Source organism: Paenibacillus sp. JT31N17, from assembly GCF_056269255.1.
This window is the reverse complement of record NZ_JBWDNP010000015.1, coordinates 120,752-144,895: the sequence shown is the minus strand read 5'-3', so window position 1 is coordinate 144,895 and position 24,144 is coordinate 120,752. Positions and strand designations below refer to the sequence as shown.

21 protein-coding genes are annotated in these 24,144 nt (G+C 52.1%); 4 read left to right on the top strand and 17 right to left on the bottom strand.

Annotated elements, in window-relative coordinates:
• Positions 1-47 precede the first annotated feature (47 nt).
• Complete coding sequence (locus AC0YOB_RS31180) at positions 48-821, bottom strand: DODA-type extradiol aromatic ring-opening family dioxygenase (protein ID WP_475796094.1); 774 nt, start codon at positions 819-821, stop codon at positions 48-50.
• 179 nt (positions 822-1,000) lie between these two features.
• Here AC0YOB_RS31180 and AC0YOB_RS31175 point away from each other — a divergent pair, with 179 nt between their 5' ends.
• Positions 1,001-1,396 carry a winged helix-turn-helix transcriptional regulator gene (locus tag AC0YOB_RS31175; RefSeq protein ID WP_475796093.1) on the top strand — a complete coding sequence of 132 codons (396 nt, stop codon included), beginning with the start codon at positions 1,001-1,003 and terminating at the stop codon, positions 1,394-1,396.
• A 99-nt stretch (positions 1,397-1,495) separates the two neighbouring features.
• Here AC0YOB_RS31175 and AC0YOB_RS31170 read toward each other — a convergent pair whose 3' ends face one another.
• From AC0YOB_RS31170 to AC0YOB_RS31140, 7 genes are all read right to left on the bottom strand, one after another.
• The gene (locus AC0YOB_RS31170) at positions 1,496-2,962 is read right to left on the bottom strand and encodes an alpha-amylase (protein ID WP_475796092.1); all 1,467 of its coding nucleotides are present in this window, start codon (positions 2,960-2,962) and stop codon (positions 1,496-1,498) included.
• Between the two features lie 102 nt (positions 2,963-3,064).
• Positions 3,065-3,898: a carbohydrate ABC transporter permease gene (locus AC0YOB_RS31165; RefSeq protein WP_210044901.1), complete on the bottom strand. Its 834-nt coding sequence runs from the start codon at positions 3,896-3,898 to the stop codon at positions 3,065-3,067.
• Positions 3,899-3,905: 7 nt separating this feature from the next.
• Positions 3,906-4,808 carry a carbohydrate ABC transporter permease gene (locus AC0YOB_RS31160; protein ID WP_475796091.1) on the bottom strand — a complete coding sequence of 301 codons (903 nt, stop codon included), beginning with the start codon at positions 4,806-4,808 and terminating at the stop codon, positions 3,906-3,908.
• Positions 4,809-4,886: 78 nt separating this feature from the next.
• Positions 4,887-6,308, bottom strand: a complete 1,422-nt coding sequence (locus tag AC0YOB_RS31155) for an ABC transporter substrate-binding protein (protein ID WP_475796090.1) — start codon at positions 6,306-6,308, stop codon at positions 4,887-4,889.
• 100 nt (positions 6,309-6,408) lie between these two features.
• Complete coding sequence (locus AC0YOB_RS31150; RefSeq protein ID WP_475796089.1) at positions 6,409-8,274, bottom strand: sensor histidine kinase; 1,866 nt, start codon at positions 8,272-8,274, stop codon at positions 6,409-6,411.
• Positions 8,275-8,293: 19 nt separating this feature from the next.
• Positions 8,294-9,910 (bottom strand): response regulator, encoded by a 1,617-nt coding sequence (locus AC0YOB_RS31145; protein WP_475796088.1) that lies wholly within the window; start codon positions 9,908-9,910, stop codon positions 8,294-8,296.
• 203 nt (positions 9,911-10,113) lie between these two features.
• Positions 10,114-11,394: a DEAD/DEAH box helicase gene (locus AC0YOB_RS31140; RefSeq protein WP_475796087.1), complete on the bottom strand. Its 1,281-nt coding sequence runs from the start codon at positions 11,392-11,394 to the stop codon at positions 10,114-10,116.
• A 203-nt stretch (positions 11,395-11,597) separates the two neighbouring features.
• Here AC0YOB_RS31140 and AC0YOB_RS31135 point away from each other — a divergent pair, with 203 nt between their 5' ends.
• Complete coding sequence (locus AC0YOB_RS31135) at positions 11,598-11,807, top strand: small acid-soluble spore protein Tlp (RefSeq protein ID WP_475796086.1); 210 nt, start codon at positions 11,598-11,600, stop codon at positions 11,805-11,807.
• Positions 11,808-12,050: 243 nt separating this feature from the next.
• Here the strand turns inward: AC0YOB_RS31135 and AC0YOB_RS31130 are convergent, their stop codons facing one another.
• The 5 genes from AC0YOB_RS31130 to AC0YOB_RS31110 form a co-directional block, all read right to left on the bottom strand.
• On the bottom strand, positions 12,051-13,709 hold the full coding sequence (locus tag AC0YOB_RS31130) for an SGNH/GDSL hydrolase family protein (protein WP_475796085.1): 1,659 nt from the start codon (positions 13,707-13,709) through the stop codon (positions 12,051-12,053).
• Between the two features lie 180 nt (positions 13,710-13,889).
• Complete coding sequence (locus AC0YOB_RS31125) at positions 13,890-14,747, bottom strand: phytanoyl-CoA dioxygenase family protein (RefSeq protein ID WP_475796084.1); 858 nt, start codon at positions 14,745-14,747, stop codon at positions 13,890-13,892.
• Positions 14,748-14,860: 113 nt separating this feature from the next.
• Positions 14,861-15,739, bottom strand: coding sequence for an AraC family transcriptional regulator (locus AC0YOB_RS31120; RefSeq protein ID WP_475796083.1), 879 nt, complete (start codon positions 15,737-15,739; stop codon positions 14,861-14,863).
• A 177-nt stretch (positions 15,740-15,916) separates the two neighbouring features.
• A complete protein-coding gene (locus AC0YOB_RS31115; RefSeq protein WP_475796082.1) occupies positions 15,917-16,210 on the bottom strand; it encodes a hypothetical protein in 294 nt (97 codons plus the stop codon).
• A 148-nt stretch (positions 16,211-16,358) separates the two neighbouring features.
• Positions 16,359-17,024: an HAD family hydrolase gene (locus AC0YOB_RS31110; RefSeq protein WP_475796081.1), complete on the bottom strand. Its 666-nt coding sequence runs from the start codon at positions 17,022-17,024 to the stop codon at positions 16,359-16,361.
• Between the two features lie 314 nt (positions 17,025-17,338).
• Here AC0YOB_RS31110 and AC0YOB_RS31105 point away from each other — a divergent pair, with 314 nt between their 5' ends.
• Both AC0YOB_RS31105 and AC0YOB_RS31100 read left to right on the top strand, forming a co-directional pair.
• On the top strand, positions 17,339-18,916 hold the full coding sequence (locus tag AC0YOB_RS31105) for an MDR family MFS transporter (protein WP_475796080.1): 1,578 nt from the start codon (positions 17,339-17,341) through the stop codon (positions 18,914-18,916).
• 5 nt (positions 18,917-18,921) lie between these two features.
• Entirely contained in the window at positions 18,922-19,566 is a 645-nt protein-coding gene (locus tag AC0YOB_RS31100; RefSeq protein WP_475796079.1) for a PadR family transcriptional regulator, read from the top strand.
• A 47-nt stretch (positions 19,567-19,613) separates the two neighbouring features.
• Here AC0YOB_RS31100 and AC0YOB_RS31095 read toward each other — a convergent pair whose 3' ends face one another.
• The 4 genes from AC0YOB_RS31095 to AC0YOB_RS31080 form a co-directional block, all read right to left on the bottom strand.
• The gene (locus tag AC0YOB_RS31095) at positions 19,614-20,483 is read right to left on the bottom strand and encodes a sugar phosphate isomerase/epimerase family protein (protein WP_475796078.1); all 870 of its coding nucleotides are present in this window, start codon (positions 20,481-20,483) and stop codon (positions 19,614-19,616) included.
• Positions 20,483-21,475 (bottom strand): Gfo/Idh/MocA family protein, encoded by a 993-nt coding sequence (locus AC0YOB_RS31090; protein ID WP_475796077.1) that lies wholly within the window; start codon positions 21,473-21,475, stop codon positions 20,483-20,485. Before AC0YOB_RS31090 ends, AC0YOB_RS31095 begins: the two co-directional genes overlap by 1 nt.
• A 616-nt stretch (positions 21,476-22,091) precedes the next feature.
• A complete protein-coding gene (locus tag AC0YOB_RS31085) occupies positions 22,092-23,276 on the bottom strand; it encodes a Gfo/Idh/MocA family protein (protein ID WP_475796076.1) in 1,185 nt (394 codons plus the stop codon).
• Between the two features lie 32 nt (positions 23,277-23,308).
• Entirely contained in the window at positions 23,309-24,139 is an 831-nt protein-coding gene (locus AC0YOB_RS31080) for a sugar phosphate isomerase/epimerase family protein (RefSeq protein WP_475796075.1), read from the bottom strand.
• Between the last annotated feature and the right edge of the window lie 5 nt (positions 24,140-24,144).

Genomic DNA, 24,144 nt, shown 5'->3' with positions numbered 1-24,144 from the left:
ATGCCTCCTGGGTGACTGGTCCCATTTTTAAACCGTCTGCTCCTTCATTAAAACTCGAAACAGGTATAACTGAATGTGCCGAACTGATAGCCCCGGTAAAGCAGAACAGGCTGGACCGCGTCCGAGCTGTCAGCGCTGCCCATCGCCTGAAGAAGGGGAATAAAATGCTCGGCCCTTGGAACCGCGCGCGAAGCATAAGGAGCAAGCTCCGCATAGTGGAACAGCGATTCAAGGTCGCGCCGCTCAACTTTATCAATCAGCCAGTCATCGAACTGCTCCGCCCAGGGCTCGGCATCCGTTTGCCCGAATTTAATATAATTAAAATTATGCACCGTCGTGCCGCTGCCGATAACCAGAATATCCTCTTCGCCAAGACCCCTCAGCGCTTCGCCGATCCGGTACTGCTCGGCAGCCGTTTGAAAAGGATTCACCGAGATCGTCACAACCGGAATATTGGCTTCCGGATACATATAGCGGAGCAAAATCCATGAGCCATGATCCAGCCCGCGCTTATCGTCTCTTCTGGTCTGAATGCCATGCCCGCTGTACATCCGCTCGATCCTCGCGGCCAGCTTAGGGTCCCCGGGGGACGGATATTTCAGGCGGTACAGCTCATCGGGAAATCCGCCAAAATCATAAATGGTCGCAAGCGGTCCTTCCGCAAAGGAGATGGTCGTAACCCGCTCCTCCCAATGGGCACTGAATACAACGATTGCCTTGGGTGAGAATCTTCTTCCCGTTTCTTCAAGAAAACGGGTATAATCCGATTCCTGCAGCGCCATAAGGGGCGAACCGTGGTTAATAAACAGGGACGGTATCATTCTTCGAAGCCCTCCATTTTTGTCAGAAGATTTTTTCTTACTAACCTGCTATTTACTTACTTTATGTAATTAAGTATATTTAAATAAGTGTAGTTCGTCAAATTTTTGATTTAAAATACGCAGGTTTATTTATTTCAGGGTTCAAAGAGGTATAATGAAAGTCAGATGAGGTGATGAAGATGATAGATCAGCAGGAATGTCCCCGGTTCGCAAAGGCCATTGAGCTGTTAAGCAAGCGATGGAATGCCATGATCGTCTACCAGCTGCTTTCCGGCCCGCACCGCTTTGTCAATCTTGAGAACTCGGTCACGAATTTGAGCGGGAAGGTCCTCTCGGACCGGTTGAAGGAGCTTGAAGCTGAAGGCATTATACGTCGTGATGTTTATCCTGAAACACCCGTTCGGATTGAATATAAATTAACGGATAAAGGTTATGCCCTTGCGCCGCTCTTCACCGTAATATCCACCTGGGCTTCCCGGTGGGTCGAACTCCCGGATGATAAGCAGGACGTGAAAGACTCCTGCGCTGCCGCTTCAGAAGCAGACTGCACATGCAGCGAAACGCCGCCGCATTGATTAGCGATTGATACCAGGCAAGTCCAGGACATAGTCCAATCGTACGCAAACAGCGGCCCTCTCCACATGGAGAAGGCCGCTGCCTGTGTAATCTTCAGTTTATTTAACCGGCACTTCCGGAAGTCCCCATACCGACACGCTTTCCCCATTCACCGGAAAATTCGCATTTCCATCCTGCTCAATGGCAATATGATCCTTCCGCGTATTGGTCAGATCTACCCATATCTCGCCGGCGCGGCCCTCACCGACAAACATCCGTTTGAATGCTTCCGCTTTATTGGAAATGACGACGGCGCAGCCGGAGCCGGCAAATTCACTCACGCCCATCCGCACCCAGCCCACAACATGGGGATCGTCAAAATAATCCTTTTGTTCCCCGTACGCTTTATGGTAACGGGCATACAGAAGAGGATCGATCGCCTCCTTCTTCCCTTCGATCGTCTCATCCCCGCCGATTTTGAAATAATCGCCATAGAACACGCACGGATAGCCATCCTTCCGCAGCAGCACCAGGGAATAGGCGATCTGCTTGAACCAGTCCTCGACCCATGATTCCAGCGCTTCATTGGGCTGGGAATCATGATTATCGACGAACGTCACGGCGTTGAGCGGATGAGTGGCCACCAGTGAATTCTCGAAGATTTTGGTCAGATCAAATTCTCCCTTGGCCCGCGAGGCTTCAAACAGCTTGTAGTGCAAACAGACGTCAAACAAGTCAAGCCCATGGTTCACCTCTTCAAGAAATTCCTGGCAGGCGCCGGGATCGGAGTTCCAGAACTCGCCCACCACGTAAAAATACTCCCCATGCTCCTGTTTCATTTGCTCCACAAATTCCTTCACAAAATTGCGGTCGATATGCTTGATCGCATCCAGCCGGTACCCGCTGCACTTCAGTTCATTCGCCAGCCACCTGCCCCAGGAAATCATCTCGTTCCTGACTGCCTGATGGTTGTAATCAATGTTGGCAAACATCAAATAATCATAATTGCCGAAGGCATCGTCGACGTTATGATTCCATACCTTATTCTCGCCGGTGATCCGGAATATGCCCGACCGGTTGGCCTTGGCATCATAGTCCGTCCCGTTGAAGTGCTCGAAGCTCCACTTGAAGGAGGAGTATTTGTCCCCGCGGCCCGGGAAGGTGAATTTCGTCCAGCCTTCGATGTCGAAGGGCTTCGAGATTTCCTTCAACCGGTCGTTGGGATCGACCTCAATCACCTGGAACACTTCCTTCTCATCGGCGCCGGCTTTATGGTTCATCACCAGATCCAGATAAATGGCGATGCCGTGGTCCCTGCAGACCGAAATAGCCTCCAGCAGCTCCTGCTTCGTGCCATATTTCGTGCGGACCGTATCTTTCTGGTCAAACTCTCCCAGATCGTACAAATCATATACCGCGTACCCCGTATCGTTGACGGAGGTTCCTTTGGTTACAGGAGGGATCCAGACCGAATCGATCCCCCGCTCCTTCAGCTTGGGGGCAAGCTCCTTGAGCCGGTTCCAATGCTTGCCGTCGGACTCGACATGCCACTCGAAAAATTGCATCATCGTATGATTTCTATCCATCGTGGCTTCGGCTCCCTCATAAATTGATCATCTATTCATAAGAGATTATACCCAGTCCTAATTTCCCCCAAACAGCAGCCAACACAAGCTGTGTTGCATCCATTATCCTTTAATCCCGGTCAACGCGATTCCTTCCATAAAATAACGCTGACCAATCGCAAATACAATCAACGCAGGGAGCAGCACGAGCAGCGAGGCCGCCATCAGAACCCCCCATTCCGCATTGTACATGCCCCGGAACTGCTGAAGCCCAAGAGCAAGCGTAAACTTCACTTCATCATTCAGGTAGACGAGCGGCCCCAGAAAATCGTTCCATGTCCCCAGGAAGGAAAATAGACCGATAACAAGCACGGCAGAACGGGAAAGCGGCAGAATGATCCTGCTGAAGATTGTGAAATGCGAACCCCCGTCGACGAATACAGCTTCATCCAGTTCCTTGGGGATCGACATATAAAACTGGCGCAGCAGGAAGATATTGAACGCCCCGCCGCCAAAAAAAGCCGGCACAATGAGCGGAGCATACGAATTTACAAGACCCAGAGCCTGCCAGCCAATGAAGGACGGAATCAGCGTCACCGCAAAGGGCAGCATCATGCTGCTCAGCAGAAGAGCGAACATCTTGTCCCTCCCCGTCCATTTCATCCGTGCAAAGCTGTAGGCGGAGATGGTGCTTGAGAGCAGTACCCCGGCCAGAACGCCGCCCACCACGATAAAGGTATTCAGAAAATAACGCTCAAACGACAGCACCTCGAAAGGCTGTCTGAAATTATCAAAGTTGAACGGCGACGGAATCCATTTGGGCGGTACCACGAAAATCTGGCTCAAATCCATCAGCGAGCTGCGCAGAAGCCAGTAGAAGGGAAACAAACAGATCAGGGAACCGATAACCAGAACCCCATACAGCAATGTCCGGTATAAACCGCGTCTGAGTGCCATATCCGTCTTACGCCCCCCCATTCTCGTAATAAACCCATTTCTTCGACGATTTGAAGAGCAGGACGGTAAAGAGCATGATGATGATAAACAACACCCAGGCGATGGCGCAGGCATAGCCCATATTCGAGAAGGTGAAAGCTTCCCGGAACAAGTAGAAAATATAAAAGAGACTCGAATCGTTCGGGCCGCCTCCGGTCATCGTATACGGCTGCACAAACACCTGGAAGCCGCCTACAAGGCCCATTATCGCATTGAAGAAAATGCTGGGAGTCGCAAGCGGGATGGTGATATACACGAGTCTGTGAAAAGAGCTGCCTCCGTCAATTTCGATCGCTTCATAATAATGCTTCGGGATATCCTGAAGGGCAGCCAGGAATATGATCATCGTGCCGCCGACGGTCCATAAGCTCATCATTACCAGCGTAGGAATGACCGTTGTCTCACTGTAAATCCACTGGCTCTCCGGCAAATGAAAGGAGCGCAGTATCGTATTGAGGAATCCCAGGTCCGGGTCCAGCAGCCACAGCCATACCATCGATGAGGCAACAAGCGGAACAATGGTCGGCAGATAGAAGATAACCCGGAACGCGGCGAGTCCCTTTACCTTCTGATTGAGCAGAACAGCCAGGAAGAAAGCCGTGATAATCTGGAGCGGTACGCTCAGCATGACATAATAGAAGGTAACGCCGATCGACTTGTAGAAGAAGGTGTCTGTGCCATTGAAAAGATTGGCATAATTATCGAAGCCGACAAAATGGGGGCTGCTGGCCACCTGATAGTCGGTCAGACTTAACCAGAGACTGGCAGCCATGGGACCGAGCACAAAAATGGCAAAGCCCAGTATGGCAGGCGAAGCGTACAGCCAGCCAAGACGGTTTTCTTTTCTCCTTAGCGCCGATAAAGATTGCACCCTCATCCCCCGCTTTCTATTGAATGAATTCATGTAACAGCCAGGCACCCGCCCGCTGCGGGCGAATGCCTGGCGTCCTTATCCCTTGGGGTAAGTTCCTTTAAATTCCGCATTGGCCTTGGCTGAAACTTCCTTGAAGGCCTGCTCGACGCTTTTCTTGCCGAGCCATACCTGATCGAGCGCCGGCGTAAGAATGGCATTGATTTTATCCGAGTTTTTCAGATAATAGTCGAATGAATTCTCGCCGTTCTCCAGCGTCTGCCGCATGACGGCATCCTTGAAGCCATCCTGATGGCCCGGCTTGACCTCAGCCCATTTGGCAATCAGATCCGGCTGCGTGTACCAGTCCCGCATGACCGGCATCCATAAGCCGCTCGAATGCATCTCGAGACCGCTCTCGGCATTAAGCAGGAATTTGTAGAACATCCATGCTTCTTCCGGGTGTTTGGTTGTCGCCGACATGACCTCGGGCTCGCCGAACAGAATCGTTTTGCTTTCCTTCAGCTTTGGCAGCACGCCTACCCCGTAATTGACCTTGGCCGCGCCCAGATCAAGCTGCACCCACTGGCCGTCCAGATCCATGGCCACTTTCTTGCTTTGCAGCGCAATGGCCGGTGAGGGCATATTCTTCTCCTGGGTCGTCGAAGGCGCTACATGATGCACATGCACCAGATCGGCAAGCTTCTGCACGGCCTCGATAACGGCAGGATCCTCCAGATTCAGCTTGTCACCGCCAGGGGCAATAACGCTGGTATTATTGGAGGGAACCATCAAATGCCACATCCATGTGTTGAAGCGGACGCCATACTGTTTGATATTGGCCGGATCGAATTCCGCGCTAAGCGCATTATTTCCCTTATTGTCAATCGTCAGCTTCTTGGCTGTATCCAGGAACTCATCCCATGTCCAGGCCTGCTCGGCCGAGGTTGGCGGAAGCTCCACCCCCGCTTCCGTGAACATATCCGCATTGTAGAATAGAGCAAAGGCTTCCTCCGCCACCTTAATGCCTGCTACCTTATCCTGGTCCCAGTACATGATGGCATTGGGAATGAGAGAATCCTTGTTCAAGTCTGGATCGCTCGCCAGAAAATCATTCAGGTTATACAGCTTTCCCTGCTCCGCCCACTGCAGGGTTTGGGTTTTGTACAGCGGGAATACATCCGGCGCATTATTGCCCGCAAACATCGTCGTCAGCTTGGTGACATAATCGCCGGGGATGTGCATGTATTTAATTTTGATATGGGGGTGGAGCTCCGTGAATTTCTTGGCCATCTCCTCCTGAACCTTCTTCTCGTTCGGAGATCCCCAGGTTGCATAAGTCAAGGTAACCTCTTCCTGCTTCCCGGCGTTTGCCGGCGCATCGGCATCCTCTCCATTCGTGGATGCAGCGCTTTCACTGCTTGGATCGGTTGAATTGGATGTTCCACATGCCGCTAATAACAGCACTATGCTTAACGCGAGCACCCACCTGTTCATTTTCCATATTCGTTGCATTCGCATCCGCTTTCGCTCCCCCTCCATCGTCAACGTGCATTTGCCATCGCTGCAGCCTTTGGCCTCTCCATGTTAGCAAGCGTTTTCATCATGCTCAATTCGAAAATCATTGGATTTGGAGCTTTTCATTGGATTTACGGTTATGGCCGCTGATACGGACAAGAATGGCGGCTCCCCCTCCCGGGGATGAAATGACTTCGACGCCAAACTCCGGTCCATAAAGCAGTCTGATCCTTTTGTCCACATTTTGCATGCCCGTTAAGCGGCTTTGCCCATTTCGAAAGCCTTCCAGGCTTGGCTGGTCGAACCCTTTTCCATTGTCTTCGACCGAGAACAGGAGCGAATTCCCCTCCAGCCATCCGCTGATATGAATAGATCCGCCGCTCTCTATCTCCTCGAAACCATGGATGATGGCATTCTCTACAAAAGGCTGGAGAAACAGCTTGGGAACCTCAGCCTCAAGCATGTCTTCCTCCATCTTGATCGTTACCGTAAACTTGTCCTCAAAGCGGCTTCCCATAATGTAGATGTATCTGTTCAACCAGTCCAAATCCGTACGCAGGGGCCAGGTTTCGTTCTTGTTCCGGGTCGTGCTCTTCAGCATCTCCGCCAGACTGAGCATGATCCGGCTGATCTCATCCTGCTTGTTCTCAACCGCAATCCAGTAAATGGTCGTTAGGGTGTTATACAAAAAATGCGGGTTCAGCTGCAAATTGAGTGCCATCAGCTCGGCATCCTTTTCCCTGATCCGGGAGGCGTAATTTTGTTCGATAAGCTCGTGGATCCGCTCATTCATTTGATTGAATTTCTGGATCAGATGGCCGAATTCATCCCGGCCTTCGCCTGGAATAAATACCTGGAAATTGCCCCTTTCCATCAGCTTGATTCCTTTCTTGATGCGGATAATCGGCCTCGTGATGAAGATCGAGAGCAGATACGCGAATAGGGCGGATACTAGCAGCATCAGCACCAGAAAAACGATCGAATACAGCTTCAGGGCGTTCAGATCATGCAGCGCGTCATCGACGGGGATCTGGATATAGGAAAGCCATTCCGTGCTTTCCATCAAATCGAAGCAGATCAGCGTCTTCCTGCCATCGACGGATTTGATAAAGCTGCCCTCCCGCATGGAACGGGCCTCGTTCAACCAGGAAGGGGCGGAATTGCCCGCTCGCGGAATGCCTTCTTCATTGGAATCGGTCACAACGGAGCCTTCCCTGCTGATCACGCCGAAGGAAACATTGGCATATTCATTCTTGCGGGCATAATCCTCGAATACCTGCCGGATAAATTCCGGCTTGAAATTCAACAGCAGAATAGGCTTCTCTACACCAGCCGGCAGCGTGAGAAAAGCGCCATCATTGTCGATATAAGTCTGGTAAAGCTCTTTGACTGCGGAAAACAGCTCATTGTAATCGAAGCTGAGTGTTCTCATATCGCTCTGCTTATAGATGTCGGCGAAGGAGTAGGTGGGGATCCAGATCAGGTTGCCCTGCCCGTTCCGGGCTTGCCGGACCAAATCCGTTTCATAAAATGCGTCCGCAGGCACGTACATTTGGGCATTATTGCCGAAGCTGTAGAAACGGGTCATGACAAACGAGGAATACACTTCCGGACTCCGTCCGAAATACTTGTACAGGATTTGCGTGATGCGCCGATCTGTTTTAAGCAATGATTCCGTGTTCTTCGGATCGACCCCGGCAAGGACTTCGTAGAGCTCATTATCGATCGGCAGTACGTCGGTATTATCCCGAATGGCCTGCAGCTTGCCCTCCAGCAGCAGATTGTTGTTCATCACGACATTGCTGACGCTCTCCTTGACATTATCCAGCATATTGCGGGCACTGGTCTGATAATAGGCGAACCCCAGAATCAGAATGATGAAGCTTACCAGGAAGAAATAGGACAGCATTAATTTGATGCGAAACCTGGAATTGACGATCCATTCGGCCAACTTGCGCGGCAAGGACATAGCTGTCAGCCTCTTTCTCTTAGGGTTGGTTAAACATTCTGCGGAATTCCTCCGGCGCGCACAGGAACGATTTTTTAAACACCTTGTTGAAATATTTGATATCCTTATAGCCCACCTTGCGCGCGATCTCGTTAATCTTATCTTCGGATTGCAGCAGCAGGCTTCTCGCCTTTTGCATACGCGATTTGACCAGATAATCGGTGAAGGACATCCCGAAATGATGCTTGAAGAGAAAGCTGAAATAGGACGGGTTGTAGAAAAACCGCTGCGCGACGATATCCAGGCCCAGATCTTCGTGAAGATTTTCCTCCAGGAAGACCTTGCATTTCTGCATAATGATGTCCTTGCGCGATTCTCTGTCCGTCTTCATTCCCCGGAGCGCGACATTGAGCAGCTCATGGGCGATCCTTCTTACATCCGCATACAATTCCGCACGCATGATTCCCTCCTCCAACCGCGAGATTAAGCTTCGGTAGGCAGCCTCCTCCATAACGGTCTCAGCCGATTGCAGGCAGGAGAGGAGCCTCTGAATCACATCGCATTTCAAATGAAAGGGCACCGGGAATGCCGCTGACAGTTTGTCCAGAAGCATATCCAGCGCATCAGCCGCCTTCAACGGATCAGCCTCCATGATTGCTTCAGCAAGCGCCTGGGCTTCTTTTCGCGCAGAGGTATTATTGTTTTTAGCAACCGCTTTCATAAGTTTCGTCTGCAGGAGCTCTTCCTTGAACCAAATCTCCTCATGGAGGTAAAAGCGGTTTTCCAGCATGGACTTGGCCTTCTCATAGGAGCGGCTGCCTTCGGCCTCCACTTGATCGCATGCGTTTCCTTCTCCTATCCGGATCGTGTCCCCGTATAAAGCTTGCAGCTGCGGCAGTATGATACGAATGCGCTGCAAGGCTTCAGCCGGGTCGGCATCCTGCTTCCATTTCAGAATGATAATCAGCTGGCGCTTCTCTTCAGGAGGAGCGAACACGATAGGGTCACAACTGTGCTCCACGTTCTTCGCGAGCATTCGTCCGAAAACAACCTTCAATTCCTCGGTATGATCGCTGCTTGCGTTTACAGATATCTCGGCAATGAGTACGGTTGCTCGTCCCCTCAAGGCAAAATGCCGCTGGAGCTCTCTCCAATCCGCGGGCTGCAGCCGGCTCGTAATCCATAGATACAATTGACGCTCCAGATAAACAGGCAGGGTTTGCGCCAGCTGTGTAGCCAACTGCTGCTGCTTCAGCCTCGCGGAGAATTCATCGGCAATCACGCTCTCCAGCTTCCCGAGCAGCTGGATCAGCTGTGTGGGATCAAGCGGCTTAACCAGATAGTCCGCTGCTTCCAGACGAATGGCCTGCTGCGCATAGCCGAACTCGTGAAAAACACTAACAAACACAAGCTTTGGCTGCAGGCAGCCCTCCTTCTTCACCAGCTCCGCGAACCGGAATCCGTCCAGGAGCGGCATCTGGATATCTGTGAAGACGATTTGGAAGTTCCGCGCCTCACAGAACTCCAAGGCTTCCCGGCCGTTCCTGGCTTCCCATATCCGGTAGTCCGGCCTCAGCGAACGGATCATAGCCGCCAGCCCCCGGCGCTGCTTGGGTTCATCGTCCACAACAAGCACATTCATGGCCGCTTCATTCATTCGTTATTCCCTCCTTCAGCCTTAGCTTCCAAGTTGCTTCCTTGTCGTTAACTTCCATCTTAAATGAATTCCGGCACACGGGAAACGGACGCAAGCGGGGAAAATCATGAGAAAGGAGAAATCTAATTGGGTCATGGCTGTCTATATGCAAAAAAAACCACACTTCAGCGAAGTGTGGCTCAGGTGTAACGATGAAATCTAATCTATCTGCTTGTCTTGCTTCCTTTTCTAAACCATTCCGAGCGGGGCTTGAGCGACGGATTTGCCTTCGGCTTGACAGGTCTTGCCGGTTTCGTCGCAACAGCTGATGCCGTTGATCCTTGCACTTTGGCAGGCTGAGCCGTAATCTGCATCGGATAAGGATGATCCTTTACTTCGGGAATGGTCTTCCCGATCAATTTCTCAATATCCTTGAGATACGGAATTTCATCCATTTCGCAAAAGGAGATCGCGACTCCGCTGTGTCCCGCTCTGCCGGTTCTGCCGATCCGGTGGACATAGGTTTCCGGGATATTCGGGAGATTGAAGTTGATTACATGAGACAGCTCATCGATATCGATTCCCCTTGCGGCGATATCGGTCGCGACCAGCACCCGGGTTGCGCCGCTCTTGAAATTGCTCAAGGCCAGCTGACGCGAATTCTGGGATTTGTTCCCGTGGATAGCCTGAGCCGAAATGTTCACTCTCATCAGGTCGCGCACGACACGGTCAGCGCCGTGCTTGGTGCGGGTAAATACCAGTGCCGAAGCGATGGATTTATCCTGCAAAATGTGAATCAGCTGATTCTGCTTGTTAGCCTTGTCCACCATATAGATCGATTGCCGGATCCTGTCGACCGTATTGGACTCCGGAATGATCTCCACCTTCACTGGATTCACCAGCAGCGCCTTGACCATTTTGGTGATTTCCGGCGGCATCGTAGCCGAGAAGAACAGCGTTTGCCGTTTGGCGGGAATTTTGGCGATGATTTTCTTCACATCATGAATAAAGCCCATGTCCAGCATTCTGTCGGCTTCATCCAGAACCAATATCTGGACATGCTGCAGATCAATACGCTTCTGATTCATCAGGTCGATGAGCCGGCCGGGAGTGGCAATTATAATATCCGCGCCTTGATGCAGCGCACGCTCCTGGGCTTTTTGCGAAACGCCGCCCACGATAGCCGAGCAGCGCAAAGTGGTGTACTGGCTGTAAGCCCCGATATTCTCCGCAATCTGAAGAGCAAGCTCTCTTGTGGGAGTCAGGATCAAGGAGCGAATGCGGCGCTGTGTATGGGTTTTACTTTGCTGTTGGCTCAATAGCTGGATAATCGGCAGAGAAAATGCGGCCGTCTTCCCCGTTCCGGTTTGGGCGCAGCCCAGTAAATCTCTGCCGGCGAGCACCGCCGGAATCGATTGCTCCTGTATCGGCGTAGGCGTCGTATAGTTCTCTTTAGTTAAGGCTTTCAGAATCGCAGGTATAAGATTCAATTCATTAAATGTCATTTTATCTCCTTAGTTCAACAACGATATATTCTTCATTCATTCTTTACGTTGTGACATATAAGGATAACACAAATGTGTGTATAAAAAGAAGCGGGATTTTAATTACAGTACTTCCTAAAGCGCATAAGCGCATTTATGTATGCATAACATCCGCAAATCAGGACATCATAAAATGGAATTTATGAAGCATTGGAGGAATTACTTTGGCCAAACCGGATAATCGTGAGGATAATGAGGTTCACCTGCAGAAACATATCGATCACACTGAGGCTAATTTGAAAGAAGCCGAGGATTACCTTGACGAGCACGCAGAAGAGATTACTTCTGAAGAGAAGCAGCAAATTGAAGCAAAAAATGAACGTCGTAAAAACAGTATCGAAGGCTTTATAGAGGAAAAGAAAGACGAAGCATAACCGCAAGTCTATAAGGTAAAAAAACAATGCAGCTCCTAAAAAGGGGCTGCATTGTTTTTTCATTAATAAATGAATATCCACATAAAACTTTGCCATTTATTGAATTTATTGAATTCGCTCGCTTGAATTATCCAATCAATACGTCCTTCTTGAAATATTGTTTATCGTACCGCCACTCCTCCTGTCGCAAAAAAGCGCCGGTGAGAGAATGAATATTCCCTCGCACTTATTGCTATCGCTTATCTATCCAGCCGCCCCAATAATAAAGTCGACAACTGGCCCCGGATCTTCCAGGCTGTGCGGGTGGTGGCCGACTCCCGGTTTCACGATCATCTTCACGGTTCCGTTCAGCTGCCGGTAATGCCTCTCCAGTATGGCGGCATTCTCATCCAGGGGAACTGCCGTATCGGCGTCTCCCGCCACAATGATAATCGGGATGCCAGCAGCGGCAAGCGTGGCAGCTCCCTCCAGAGAATTCTGCAGATAGGCCGCGGAGCTCTCCTCCGTCATTCCGTAGATCGTCAGGCATTCCTCCCATTCCCGGGGAGAGCGTGTGCCGGATCCCAATCCCCCCGGCCAGCTGCGGATGTCCGTCACGGGAGCATCCAGATACAGGGCAGCCGCGCTCTGAGGATATGCCGCCGTGTAGTTTAATGCGTACAACCCTCCCCGGCTAAAGCCGAACAGCACCGTTTTCTCCGCCAATTGGAGGACGCTGACGAGGTAGCTCTGGAACCTGTGCATCAGCTGGACCGCATACGGGCACCCGTACATATTGCTCAGCCGGTAATAGGCAATACACCAGCCCTGCTCCAGCATCGCCATATCCACGGATGGAAAAGCGTCAAAGAATTCGGTCCGCCATATCCACGGGTTTCCTGCTGCTGGCGTAGTGGGAACAATGATGAAGCCTTCCCTGCCGCCCACATAGAAATCGATCCGCTCATAACCCTTCCACAATGACCGTGCTGTCGAATGCCTGTTCTCCGGCCGGGCTTCGGCTGACTCCTGGATCCGGCCGGCCAGGCGCTCACTTTGCTCCAGAGCCGCCTTCAGCGGCAATGCCTCGACCTTGTTGATATGGGTATGTCCGACATGCTCCTTCCACGCCGCGCTCAGCAGCAGATGACGCTCCCATGCCAGCCGATACAGCTCCGATTGCTCCGGATGCTCCACATAGGAAGGCTCCCGCTCCAGGGTAATATTGAATAATCCGGCCAGCAGTGTCTTCGCGATGATCCAATGCCCCTGCTTGTTCGGATGAATGCCATCGCCGGAAATATAAGCGGGATTAGCGCTGCGCCTGCTCTCAATATACGTAGTCAGGGGATCATGGATATTAATAATTCCATCTGCTTCGGCTGTCAGTGTGAGCATCCAGTCTGCATACCGTCTCAATACGCCGTTATACTCGGCATAAGGCGTCATATAGCTGTATTTCTCAAGCCCTGCAGGAAGCAGATTTGCCCCCTGCAGCGACTTTGGGTCGAATGGCGGCGGTGTCATCACAATCGCCAGAGCTCCGGCTTGGCGGACACGTCGAATGACTTCCTGCACGCCCTGCCGGTATGCCTGAAATCTTTCTTCGGAAAAGGGATAATAAATGCCATCATTCATTCCGTAGCATAAAACGACCCAGTCCGGCCTGCTCTCCTGCAGCGCCCGGTCCAGACGATCGTGAATGCAGGGGCGCGGAAACGGATGATCCGGCTCGCTTAAGCCGGAAGCGGTTTCACTATTAACGCCCAGATTGATCAGGGTCATATCATGCTCTGGCATATGCTGGCGGAAATAAGCATCCATGTAGGCGATATATGTGCCTTCGTCGGTTATGCTGTCTCCAAGAAAAACAATCCTTTTGCTTAGGGGTACCCGTGAATCCTGCTCGAATAGCGGCTTCATTGCTTCGCTCCTTTTTGAATAGGAATGCCCGATGCCGGCCGCCGCGGTCCGGTTGTCCGGTGAACCGCAGACGCCAAATCCTGCTATTATGAGAATAGCTGATCTATTCGAACTTTTCCAGACAGAGCCCCATATCCGGGTCGGATATGGGCTCTGTCCCTTGATCGCTTGATTTGTGTTTTATTGATGCTCCGGCTGGTTGTTCAGCCAATCCTCCAGCGTGGCAACACGCTCCGGATGCTTGCAGCTGCGCGCCAGGAAGCCCGCTCCATGCTGCGGCATGGGATCCTGATCCGTCGGCTGGTAACGCAGGTCAACGCTCCAGCGCACGCTGTCCGACAGATTCGGCGTCGACATATGCAGGCAGCGGTCATTGAAGAGGATTGCTGAGCCCGCCTTCACCGGCAGCACGACCGTTTCCGTTTTGCCGAGCTGATTTTCCTTCAGCGCCGTATAACCGGTGCCGGTGTAGGATTCCTGATGCCATTTGAGCACCCGCTTCTTATGGGTACGCGGCTTGATATGCAGGCAGCCGTTCTCCAGAGTGGCGTCTACCAGGGGAATCCAGACCGTAATAACGGGATTGGCATTCGCATCCGGCCAGTACGATTTGTCCTGATGCCAGGGAACGGCTCCGGAAGCGACAAGCGGCACCTTCGGCCTGACATTATATACGGGGTTGGAGAACAGCTCCCCGCCGATCAGCGACTCCACCGCATCCAGGATTTTGGGATTGCTCATCAATGTGAAATAACCCGGAATACGGTCGCGCCAGCTGCGGCCGTGTTTATTGAAATGTTCATCCGTCAAGCCCTTGAACAGCTCCGCGAGCCGGTTGGGAAAAGGCAGATGCTCCAGCTTGTCGCTGATAAGACCGGCATCAAAAAGCTCGTCGGCGATTTGTGAAACCTTCGTTTCCATCGCCTGCTTCGGCGCTGCCATATCTTCCGCATTCAACAGCTCCGGAATAACGAGATACCCTTCGGTATCATAAAAGTCCACTTGCTCCTTGGTCAGACTTCCCTGATTCGTTTTCATTACATCCGCCTGCCTCTCTATACTTTGTAATAGCCGATAGGTCCATTATAAAGAAGGAGAGGTAAAGCGTATTTAAACAAAGCTTGCAAATTTGTCATATTTTCCGGTTATTATTAAGATTCCGATGATCCTTCCCAGCGGATCTGCTTGCCCTCACGGTAAGCCTTGGGCGAAACGCCGTAATAGGATTTGAACCGTTTGGAAAAATAATGGATAGAGGGAAAGCCAAGCGAATCGGCAATCTCGGATATGGATTTCCGGCTCTCCAGCAGCTCGGTCACGGCCTGCTTCATCTGATTGCGCAGGCAGTAGGCTCTTGGGGGAAGTCCCGTCACCTCCAGGAACAAACGGTGAAACTGCGACTTCTTCAGCCCCTCCTGCTCCATCAGGTCCAGGTAGTTCAACGAAGAGTCCATATCCAGCCGCTCCTTGATGCGTTGGATGCGGGAATCGTAGGCAGCTTGATGGGCACGCCACATAAACAGCTGCAGGAGCAGAGCATAGAGCAGACTGTTCTCCATAGCCTCCGCATACGGCTCCCCGGTATTTTGATGAGATTCCACAATAAGCGCCATCATCTCGAAAACGGCGGGCTGGTTCTCCAGCTGCAGCACATTTGGCATATGTTCCAGTTCCGGACAATCCATCACCGGTGTGAGCATCGACTTGTCGAACTCCGACTTGTCCCGCACCAGATGCATGCTGGTGTTCAAGGCCGGCCTGCGCCACGGCTCATAATAAATATTGAAGGAGCTGAACGGATTCACCGGATCCGGGAAGAAGGAATGCGGCTGATCCGGCCGCAGGAAGATCAGCGTGCCCTTCGCAGCGTTATGCATCGTTCCGTCAATCTGCACCTTGCCCCGGCCGGAATCAAACAGGTGCAGGGCATAGCAGTAGCCCACCCTGTTCATCTCCGAGAATCGATTCTCGCTGAACCGATAGTGATGCGCGATGCGGATCGATGGCGTAATCTGCTCCAGCTTCTTCATGCAGGCTTCAACTTCCTTCGTTCACAATTTCCTTCTTGATGGCTGTATGTTTTAATGCTTGCAGGCTATCTTTATTTTATCATGGAAGCATGTCGGATTGGGAGCAGCTGATGCAGGCGCCGATGGGGCCACATGATTTCTGCTCGGTTCTGTGGAAGCCATATGAAGGTGGAGGAATTATACGGGAACATGCATCGCGGTCTGAAGCGGCAAATCGGCGCTGCAGCAAGGTTTCACCGGCTTGCAACGCTCATCCCCGTTGCTGCGGCGCCTGTAAGCCGATTTTTCCTTGGTGGAGATGCCGTTTGCGCCCGATGAGCGGCAAATCGGCGCTGCAGCAAGGTTTCCTCGGCTTGCAACGCTCATATCCGTTGCCGCGGCGCCTGTAAGCAGGTTTTTCCTTGGTGGAGACGCCGTTTGCGCCCGATGAACGGCAAATCGGCGCTGCAGCAAGGTTTCACCGGCTTGCAACGCTCATTTCCGTTGCCGCGGCGCCTGTAAGCCGATTTTTCCTTGGTGGAGACGCCGTTTGCGCCCGATGAACGGCAAATCGGCGCTGCAGCAAGGTTTATTAGCGCGCCACCCGATGGCAGAGTCAGCCTGTTCTGCTGACGGTCCACTAATTGAATTGAACCCCATGCTGCGCCAGATAAGAGCGGAAATCCTCCAGGTTCTCAAATGCCCGTTCAGGCGGAACCCGGTAATCCTTATCCTGAACCATGGACATCCACCTGGCCGCGAAGGTGCGCACGCCCGCATCCCGGCCCGCCTGCATATCGTCATTGCTGTCGCCGACAAAAACCGTATGCTCGCGGCTCCAGCCCAGCTTATCCATAATACGGTGGATGCCTTCCGGCGAAGGCTTGGAGTTCTCCACATCATCCCCAGTAACGATGTGGCTGAAGGGAATATCCCAACCCAGCTTGGCTAGGGAAATATCCAGCGTCCGGCGGGATTTGCCTGTAAACAGGGCCAGTCCTACGCCCGACTGCTGCAGATCCGCAAGCAGATCCGTGATGGCTTCATCGCGCTCAACCAGCTCTTCATGCTGCTGCTCATAATGTACGACAAAATCCTCTACCGCAGCATCCACCATAGCCCGGTTGCCCAGATGCTGATGGATAATGCGCAATTCGGTCGGACCCGTCATTTCATACAGATCCTCAATGATCAATTTCCGGTTGTCGTATTTGTCAAAAACGGATACAGAGGCTTGAAACATAACAGGCCATGTATTCGCCAACGTACCGTCAAAGTCAAATATGATGTGTCTGATATCACCCATATGGCTAACTCCCCATTCTGTGTCCTTCTATACTCAAAAGTCATTGTGCCCGCCTTATACCCGTTACGCCCCAATGTCAACGGGATAGGTAAAGAAAATTGCTTCAGTGCCGGAGAGGACGGCCTTGACCGTTTCTTCATTATAGAAAAGTAAACACGAACCGCGCAATACTCCGCAGCTCGCGGCCAGAGAAACAGAATATATTTTTTGTAAATCGATTCCAGGCATTGATTTTTACTCAAATTTGAGTAAAATAGGTGATGGCAATTCAAATTTGAGTACATAGGGGACTCAGCAGGGGAAGGAAGTTATTAATGGACGCCAAAAAAAGCAATACGAAACTGGTTATTGCCGGTTTGCTGCTTGGTCTGTTTATGGCCGCACTTGATCAGACCATCGTTTCCACAGCCATGACCAAAATCATTCAGAAGCTTGGAGGGCTGGATAAATTCGTCTGGGTCTACTCCGCCTATATGATCGCGATGGTTGTTTCAACACCGATTTTCGGCAAGCTGTCCGACATGTACGGCCGGAAACGGTTTTTCTTATCCGGTTTGTTGTTATTCATGGTGGGCTCGATTCTATGCGGTACGGCTACCAACATGGATCAGCTCATTATTTACCGTGCTATTCAGGGGATTGGCGGCGGAGCTTTGATGCCGATCGTATTCACCATCATTTATGATTTATTCCCGCAGGAGAAGCGCGGCAAAATGATGGGACTTTTCGGCGCGGTGTTTGGCGTCTCCAGTGTATTTGGCCCTATCATGGGCGGACTGATCACGGATAATATCAGCTGGCGCTGGATTTTCTACATCAATGTGCCAATCGGCATTCTAGCTTTTCTGTTTATTTTTCAGGCTTATCACGAGTCCAAGAATCACCGCAAGCAAAGCGTGGACTGGGTCGGCGCTATTCTTCTGACAGGGACTATTCTGTGCCTGATGTTCGGATTGGAGCTTGGCGGATCTGAAGGCTGGGCATGGGGATCCTGGAATACGGTCTCGTTATTCGTGGCCTCAGGCGTGCTCCTCGTTATCTTCCTGCTGGTAGAGAGAATCGCCAAGGATCCCATCATCCAGCTCAGCCTGTTCAAGAAACGGTTGTTTACGAGCAGCATGATGATCAGCCTGCTCTATGGCGGCGTCATGATCGCCGCTGCGACGTATATCCCGATCTTTATTCAAGGGGTGTTCCACAAGACGGCAACGGAAACAAGCTCCGTGCTTACCCCGATGATGCTGGGCGTTGTCGCCAGCAGCCAGATCGGCGGACGGATCGTCAACCGATTCCGGTACCGCGATGTCATGATCGTCTCGGCCCTGTTCCTGCTGGTCGGCACATCCTTGCTCGGATTCGCGATGGATACCTCCACAAGCCGCCTGGTCATCACCTTCTTCATGATCATTGTCGGACTTGGCATGGGCGTATCCTTCTCGCTGCTCAATATCTCGACGCTTAATGCGGTGCCGCCCCAATACAAGGGCTCCGCTTCATCCTTGATCACATTCTTCCGGACGATCGGCTCCGCGCTTGGTGTAACGGTATTAGGGGCGCTGCAGAAGCATGCCTTTCAAACCGGGGTTACGGAAATTCCGGATCTCGATCCCGGTTTGGCCGCTCAAATCAAGGGAGGGCAAGCGCTTCTGGATCCGTCCGTCCAGGCCCGAATGGGCTTGTCCCCGGAGCTTGTCAATACGCTGCTGGGCAAGCTTGCGGATTCCATCATCTTTATCTTCCAGTGGTCCGTTATTCTGCCGATTATTGCCCTGGTATTCGTTTTCCTGATGGGCCGTGCGCGGCTGGAAACCGCCAAGAGCGCCCAGCCAAGCCCCTCCGGGCAACAGGGTGAAACGGCTGTAAAACCGAATCCTTCCTTAAAAAGAGGATAATTGCGATGTCGATGAAGCTGCTTATCCTGGGACTGCTGATGGAGCGCGACCGGCATCCTTACGAAATCCGCCAGACGATCAAGCAACGGAATTGGAACGAAAGCTTCAAGCTTCGGGATGGTTCGCTGTATTACGCAGTGGATCAGCTGCGCGGGGATGGTCTGATCGAAGCCGCCGAGATTGTCTCCGTACCTGGCGACAACAGACCGGACAAGACGATATACCGGATTACCGAATCCGGCAAATCGTCGTTCGAAGAGCTTCTGTACGCGCAGTTCAATCAAATTTCGTATCCGCAGCATCCGCTGTTTCTGACGCTGCCATTCGTCCGTTACGGGAATCCGCAGAAAGTCGAAGCCTTGATTGAGAAGCAAATAGCCCACTGTGAGGCCAGGATCCAGAGGATGCAGGTGGTGCTGAAGCTGAAGCAGAATTTCCTTCCCAGAGGCTCCGAGCTTATGATTCAAGGCTTTATCCAATTTAGTGAAACCGAGAAAAAATGGCTGGGCGAGATGCTGAATGATGCGCGCGAAGGGACGCTCTTCACCGGAGTGAAAATGTCTCTGGAAGAGATTCAAGCCTATCTTGAGTCGCTTGCGGAGAACGGGGACATGGAACCGCCATTCTCACCTGAGTACAGAGATAAATAAAAAACGACCGCTTTCCGGTACTGATCCGGGAAGCGGTCGTTTTGATTTTACCGGAAATACTTCGAGAGATGTTCGGCGGCTTTCACGATGCCCAGCCGCTCCGCTTCAAGCGAGCCCCAGTAGCGGTGGTCCTCCAGCTCGATGCTGACTGCTCCCTTATACCCGATACGATCGAGACGGACGGCGACTTTACTCCATTCCACCTCGCCATGCCCCGGTATAGTGTACCGCCATGAGCCTTCCGAGAATGCGTATTTCGGACCGAAGGTTGCAGGAAGAACTCCGCATTCATACAGCTCGTCATGCAGAATTTCCGTATCCTTGCCGTGGCAGTGAACAATGCGGTCCCCGAATTCCGTAAGCGCACGGAGATAATCAATCCCCAGCCGCACCAGATGAGAAGGATCATAATTCAGTCCGAAATGCCTGGAAGGAATGGCTTCGAACATCGCCCTCCACATTTCCGGCGTACAGCCAAGCGTCGGATAATGCGGCGCGGGTCCCGGCCACCCTTCGATTGCCATATAGATGCCGGTCTGCTCCGCGTGGCGGACCAGCTCCGGGAAGGTATCCTTCCATATCGCAAACCCTTCCTTGCGCGGAAGCGCAAGATCCTCGGGCACCAGACACATGAACATTACGCTTCCGCCCAGCTCCGAAATGGCGCTCATCTGCTGCTTGACCGATTCCACCGCATCTCCCCGCACGGCTTCATCCCGGCTTAACAGCTTCGACGTCTGCTGGGCATCGACTGAGCCGATGCCAATACCGGCCTGCCCGCATGCCTGCTTAATCTCCGGAGTCAGCTGCGGAACATCCAGAATATCCAGTCCAGCCTCTGCAGCCCACCTGGCGGTCTGGCTGATTCCTTCCGCACCGATCTTGGGCGGGATACGCATGCCGATTTGATAGCTCATCAGGCGGTTTCCTCCTCTTGTATAAGCGCTGCATCCGGCACATAACCGGCTGCCTGATAGATCATTTCCGACAGCTTGACAACCTTGAGGGCGAACTCGCCGGGAACGAGCACTTCATGACGGCCCAGAATCGCATCGATGAAGCTTTTGTCCTGATTGGTGGTTGGCTGCGGCAGATCCGGAACAATCGCTTCCTGCTTCAAGCGGCGCAGGGTGATCTTGCCATTGTCGTAGAATATCCCGCCGTCCTCCCCGCAGAAGACGAAGGTCTCATGCCAGCAGGGGGCAAAGCCGACCAGATTCAGACCCGCTACAGCACCCTCCGCAAACCGGATGGAAGTGAATGTATCGATCTCCACCGGCGCGCCATGCATATGCAGCTGCGGCTTGACATCCACAGGGGTAAGACCGGTGGTCCAGAGCAGCACATCAATAATATGGCTGCCGGAATCCATCAGGAAGCCGCCGCCGGATAACGCCGGGTCCTGCCTCCACGAGCCAGGTGTCCCCTGGCGCCATTCCTGATAGAGCGAAGCGGTGATGGAGGTCAGCTTGCCGATCTCCCCGCTTGCGATGGCATCCCGGATGTATAGAAATTCAGGCTGAAAATGGCGCTGGTAGGAAACCTGCATGATTTTGCCCGCCTGCTCCGCCGTGCGGATGAGCAGCTCCGCCTCGGCGGATGAGCAGGTCATCGGTTTCTCGATCAGCACATGCAGACCTTTGTTCAGAACGTCATTGGCCTGTTGAAAGTGCAGCGTATGCGGAGAGCAGATCACGACCGCATCCAGCTCCGCCTGCTCCAGCATTTCCTCATAATCGGAGAACAGGCCCGCAGCCTGCAAGCCGTATTTCTCCACAAAAGCATTCCGGTTCACTTCGCTCGTATCCGCAAGAGCCGTTATCTGGACTTCCGGCAGCTGCAGCAGCTGTCTGGCATGCCAACCGGCTATGCCTCCCGTGCCGATGATTCCCACCCGAACTTTGCTCATAACTAAATACCTCCCATAATGAAATGCAATGCATAATCATGTTATCAGGCCATCTCCACCAGAATTGCCGAATTATTCACAACACTCTCATTATAGAATTGTAAGCGCCTTCTAGCAATCCAAAAAACCGCCAGCTTTTTCAATCCCGCTGGCGGTTTATCATAGTTTTATCGAACGGGTGCGTCTCTACAAGTCCGGTGATTAACTGGCGGAGCAGGCGGAAATAGTCTGGAGAAGCGTAAGCTGAAAGCTTTCGCTAGAAAGCTGCTTCGCAAGCATCCACTTACGACCTTTGTACCCCGAATTTAACAAATAGGGTTCAAAACCAATCACATTTATACCGTGATTGGTTTTGAACCAGGGTGGCAAAGCGATCCACGGTGTTTATTGTGGATTGCTTTGCACCAGAGGTATCCATAATAAAAAATTCAGGAGTACAACAGCTCCTCGACAAGTGACAAGCGACTAACTCGCTTGTCACACTTGCGAGCTCCTCGACAAGTGGCAAGCGGCTAACTCGCTTGTCACACTTGCGAGCTCCTCGACAAGTGGCAAGCGGCTAACTCGCTAGTCACACTTGCGAGTATCGGAAGACGTTTCCGCATGCGCAGCCCGTCTAGACGGAGAAAGACTTCGATATATCCGCTTCTACATTTTCCTTCACCTGCTTGGTGAACTTGGAGGACTTGATCAGCTCCTGCAGCTTGCTTTCATATTCATCCGCGTCGAACGGAAGCTCAATCATCGCTTTCTTAAAGGAAGAAAGCATGATGCCGTTGCCGAGGGTCAATCCCTTGACCCCTTCCTCGCCGTGGGCAATCAGGTCTCCGCCTCCGCTCAGAATGGCATTGAAGAACTTGTCGGCGACAACGCGGTGTCCGGTTGGCACATTGGTTTTGACCGGAATTTCCGTATACCAGCTTTCCACATTGCCGAAGCCGCTCTGGGACTCCCGCAGATGCTGGAGCATGGAAATACGATTTTTATATAATACGAGCTTCTCGTTCTCATAAATCAGCTTGCCGTTCTCCCCCACGATTTCGAAGCGGTTGGTTCCCGGGGACTCCGCCGTGGTCACGATAAAGTGGCCAATCATGCCGTTGTCATGCTCGAAATAGGCGGTCACTTCATCCTCGACTTCAATATTATGATATTTGCCGATATGGGCGTGGGCGCTTATGCGGGCCGGAAGGCCGAACAGCCACTGGTACATATCCAGATTATGCGGACACTGATTCGTCAGGATGCCTCCGCCCTCTCCGGCCCAGGTTGCCCGCCAATCCCCGCTGTCGTAGTAGATTTGCGATCTGAACCATGCCGTGTTAATCCAGGTCACCCGGGTCAGCTGCCCGAGTTCTCCGCCGTCCACGATATCCTTCAGCTTCTTGTAGAATGGCAGAGTGCGCTCTTGAAACATGATTCCGAATAACTGATCCGGGTTACTTGTCTTAGCCTTCTGATAGGCGGCGATCATCTTGTTGGCATCATTGACATGGACGGCGATCGGCTTCTCGCACAGCACATGGAGCCCGCGCTCGAAAGCTTCAATCGCGATCGGGGTATGATCATAATGAGGCACCGCGATAATGACGGCTTCAAGCCCGGATTGATCAAACAGCTCCTTATGGCTGTAATAGGCGGCCGTATTCGCTTCAGCGGCAAATCTGTCCGCCACTTCCTTCTTAACGTCGCATACGCCCACAAGCTCAACATTATCCATCGTTTGCAAATACCCGATATGGGTCCGCCCAATATTGCCGAGTCCTATTAACCCGACCTTAACCTTCTTGTTCGTACTCATGCTTCCCATCTCCTCCAGTCCTGATATACGGATTAATTCCAAGCCATGGATTCGGCTTCAAGCAGCTTCTTCAACGCTTTGACGGCATGGACAAATCGCCCTGGTCCGTCCTGCTCCGGCAAATATTTGTGCAAATGCGGCTCGATCGAAAGAAAACCGGAGAACCCCGTCTCTTTCAGATTACGGATAAAAGCAATGAATTCTCCGTCTCCATCGCCTGCCGGCACGAAAATCCGCTTTTCCGCCATGGCATCTTTAATATGAACATATTCGAGGTAAGACTGCAATTTAGGCAAGGCATCCGAAACCGGCTTGACACCATTCATGACAAAATTGCCGGGATCAAAAGCCATCCGCAGTCTTGGGCTGCTGCATGCCTCCAGCAAATCCAGACACCGCTCGTCGATATCTCCATACACATGGCTTTCATTTTCCAGAAGCAGTGTCACCTGACTCTGTGCGGCAACTTCAATGAGCTGTTTCATCCGGGAAATCACTTCCTCCTTAAAGGAAGACGGCTCCTCCCCTTCGGGAATGAAGTAGGAGAAAATCCGGATATATGGAGCTTCCAGGTAAGTGGCAATCTCGCAAGCCCGCCTGATGCTCGCCAGCTCGACGGAAAAATCATCGCGGATCCCGTATTTGCCCACGGGCGAGCCGATGGAGGAAATTTTGAAGCCGCGTGCATTCAGCCGTTCCTTAACCTTGCTTAATTCCGTATCCGACAGCTTGAGCACATTCTTCCCGTCCACGCCCCGGAATTCAATATGGGATATTCCTTCGGCTTCCATTACATTCATCTGTTCTTCCAGGTCCGGTGAAATTTCATCGGCAAAACCGGTAATCGTCAGCAAGGCGGACATCTCCT

Bases quoted from the DNA above. Each gene is read 5' to 3' on its own strand.
- AC0YOB_RS31100 (WP_475796079.1), top strand. From the start codon at position 18,922: ATGTCGATGAAGCTGCTTATCCTGGGACTGCTGATGGAGCGCGACCGG.
- AC0YOB_RS31120 (WP_475796083.1), bottom strand. From the start codon at position 15,739: ATGAAGAAGCTGGAGCAGATTACGCCATCGATCCGCATCGCGCATCAC.
- AC0YOB_RS31130 (WP_475796085.1), bottom strand. From the start codon at position 13,709: ATGAAGCCGCTATTCGAGCAGGATTCACGGGTACCCCTAAGCAAAAGG.
- AC0YOB_RS31180 (WP_475796094.1), bottom strand. From the start codon at position 821: ATGATACCGTCCCTGTTTATTAACCACGGTTCGCCCCTTATGGCGCTG.
- AC0YOB_RS31155 (WP_475796090.1), bottom strand. From the start codon at position 6,308: ATGCGAATGCAACGAATATGGAAAATGAACAGGTGGGTGCTCGCGTTA.
- AC0YOB_RS31095 (WP_475796078.1), bottom strand. From the start codon at position 20,483: ATGAGCTATCAAATCGGCATGCGTATCCCGCCCAAGATCGGTGCGGAA.
- AC0YOB_RS31170 (WP_475796092.1), bottom strand. From the start codon at position 2,962: ATGGATAGAAATCATACGATGATGCAATTTTTCGAGTGGCATGTCGAG.
- AC0YOB_RS31080 (WP_475796075.1), bottom strand. From the start codon at position 24,139: ATGTCCGCCTTGCTGACGATTACCGGTTTTGCCGATGAAATTTCACCG.
- AC0YOB_RS31175 (WP_475796093.1), top strand. From the start codon at position 1,001: ATGATAGATCAGCAGGAATGTCCCCGGTTCGCAAAGGCCATTGAGCTG.
- AC0YOB_RS31110 (WP_475796081.1), bottom strand. From the start codon at position 17,024: ATGGGTGATATCAGACACATCATATTTGACTTTGACGGTACGTTGGCG.
- AC0YOB_RS31145 (WP_475796088.1), bottom strand. From the start codon at position 9,910: ATGAATGAAGCGGCCATGAATGTGCTTGTTGTGGACGATGAACCCAAG.
- AC0YOB_RS31165 (WP_210044901.1), bottom strand. From the start codon at position 3,898: ATGGCACTCAGACGCGGTTTATACCGGACATTGCTGTATGGGGTTCTG.
- AC0YOB_RS31150 (WP_475796089.1), bottom strand. From the start codon at position 8,274: ATGTCCTTGCCGCGCAAGTTGGCCGAATGGATCGTCAATTCCAGGTTT.
- AC0YOB_RS31090 (WP_475796077.1), bottom strand. From the start codon at position 21,475: ATGAGCAAAGTTCGGGTGGGAATCATCGGCACGGGAGGCATAGCCGGT.
- AC0YOB_RS31125 (WP_475796084.1), bottom strand. From the start codon at position 14,747: ATGAAAACGAATCAGGGAAGTCTGACCAAGGAGCAAGTGGACTTTTAT.
- AC0YOB_RS31105 (WP_475796080.1), top strand. From the start codon at position 17,339: ATGGACGCCAAAAAAAGCAATACGAAACTGGTTATTGCCGGTTTGCTG.
- AC0YOB_RS31085 (WP_475796076.1), bottom strand. From the start codon at position 23,276: ATGAGTACGAACAAGAAGGTTAAGGTCGGGTTAATAGGACTCGGCAAT.
- AC0YOB_RS31140 (WP_475796087.1), bottom strand. From the start codon at position 11,394: ATGACATTTAATGAATTGAATCTTATACCTGCGATTCTGAAAGCCTTA.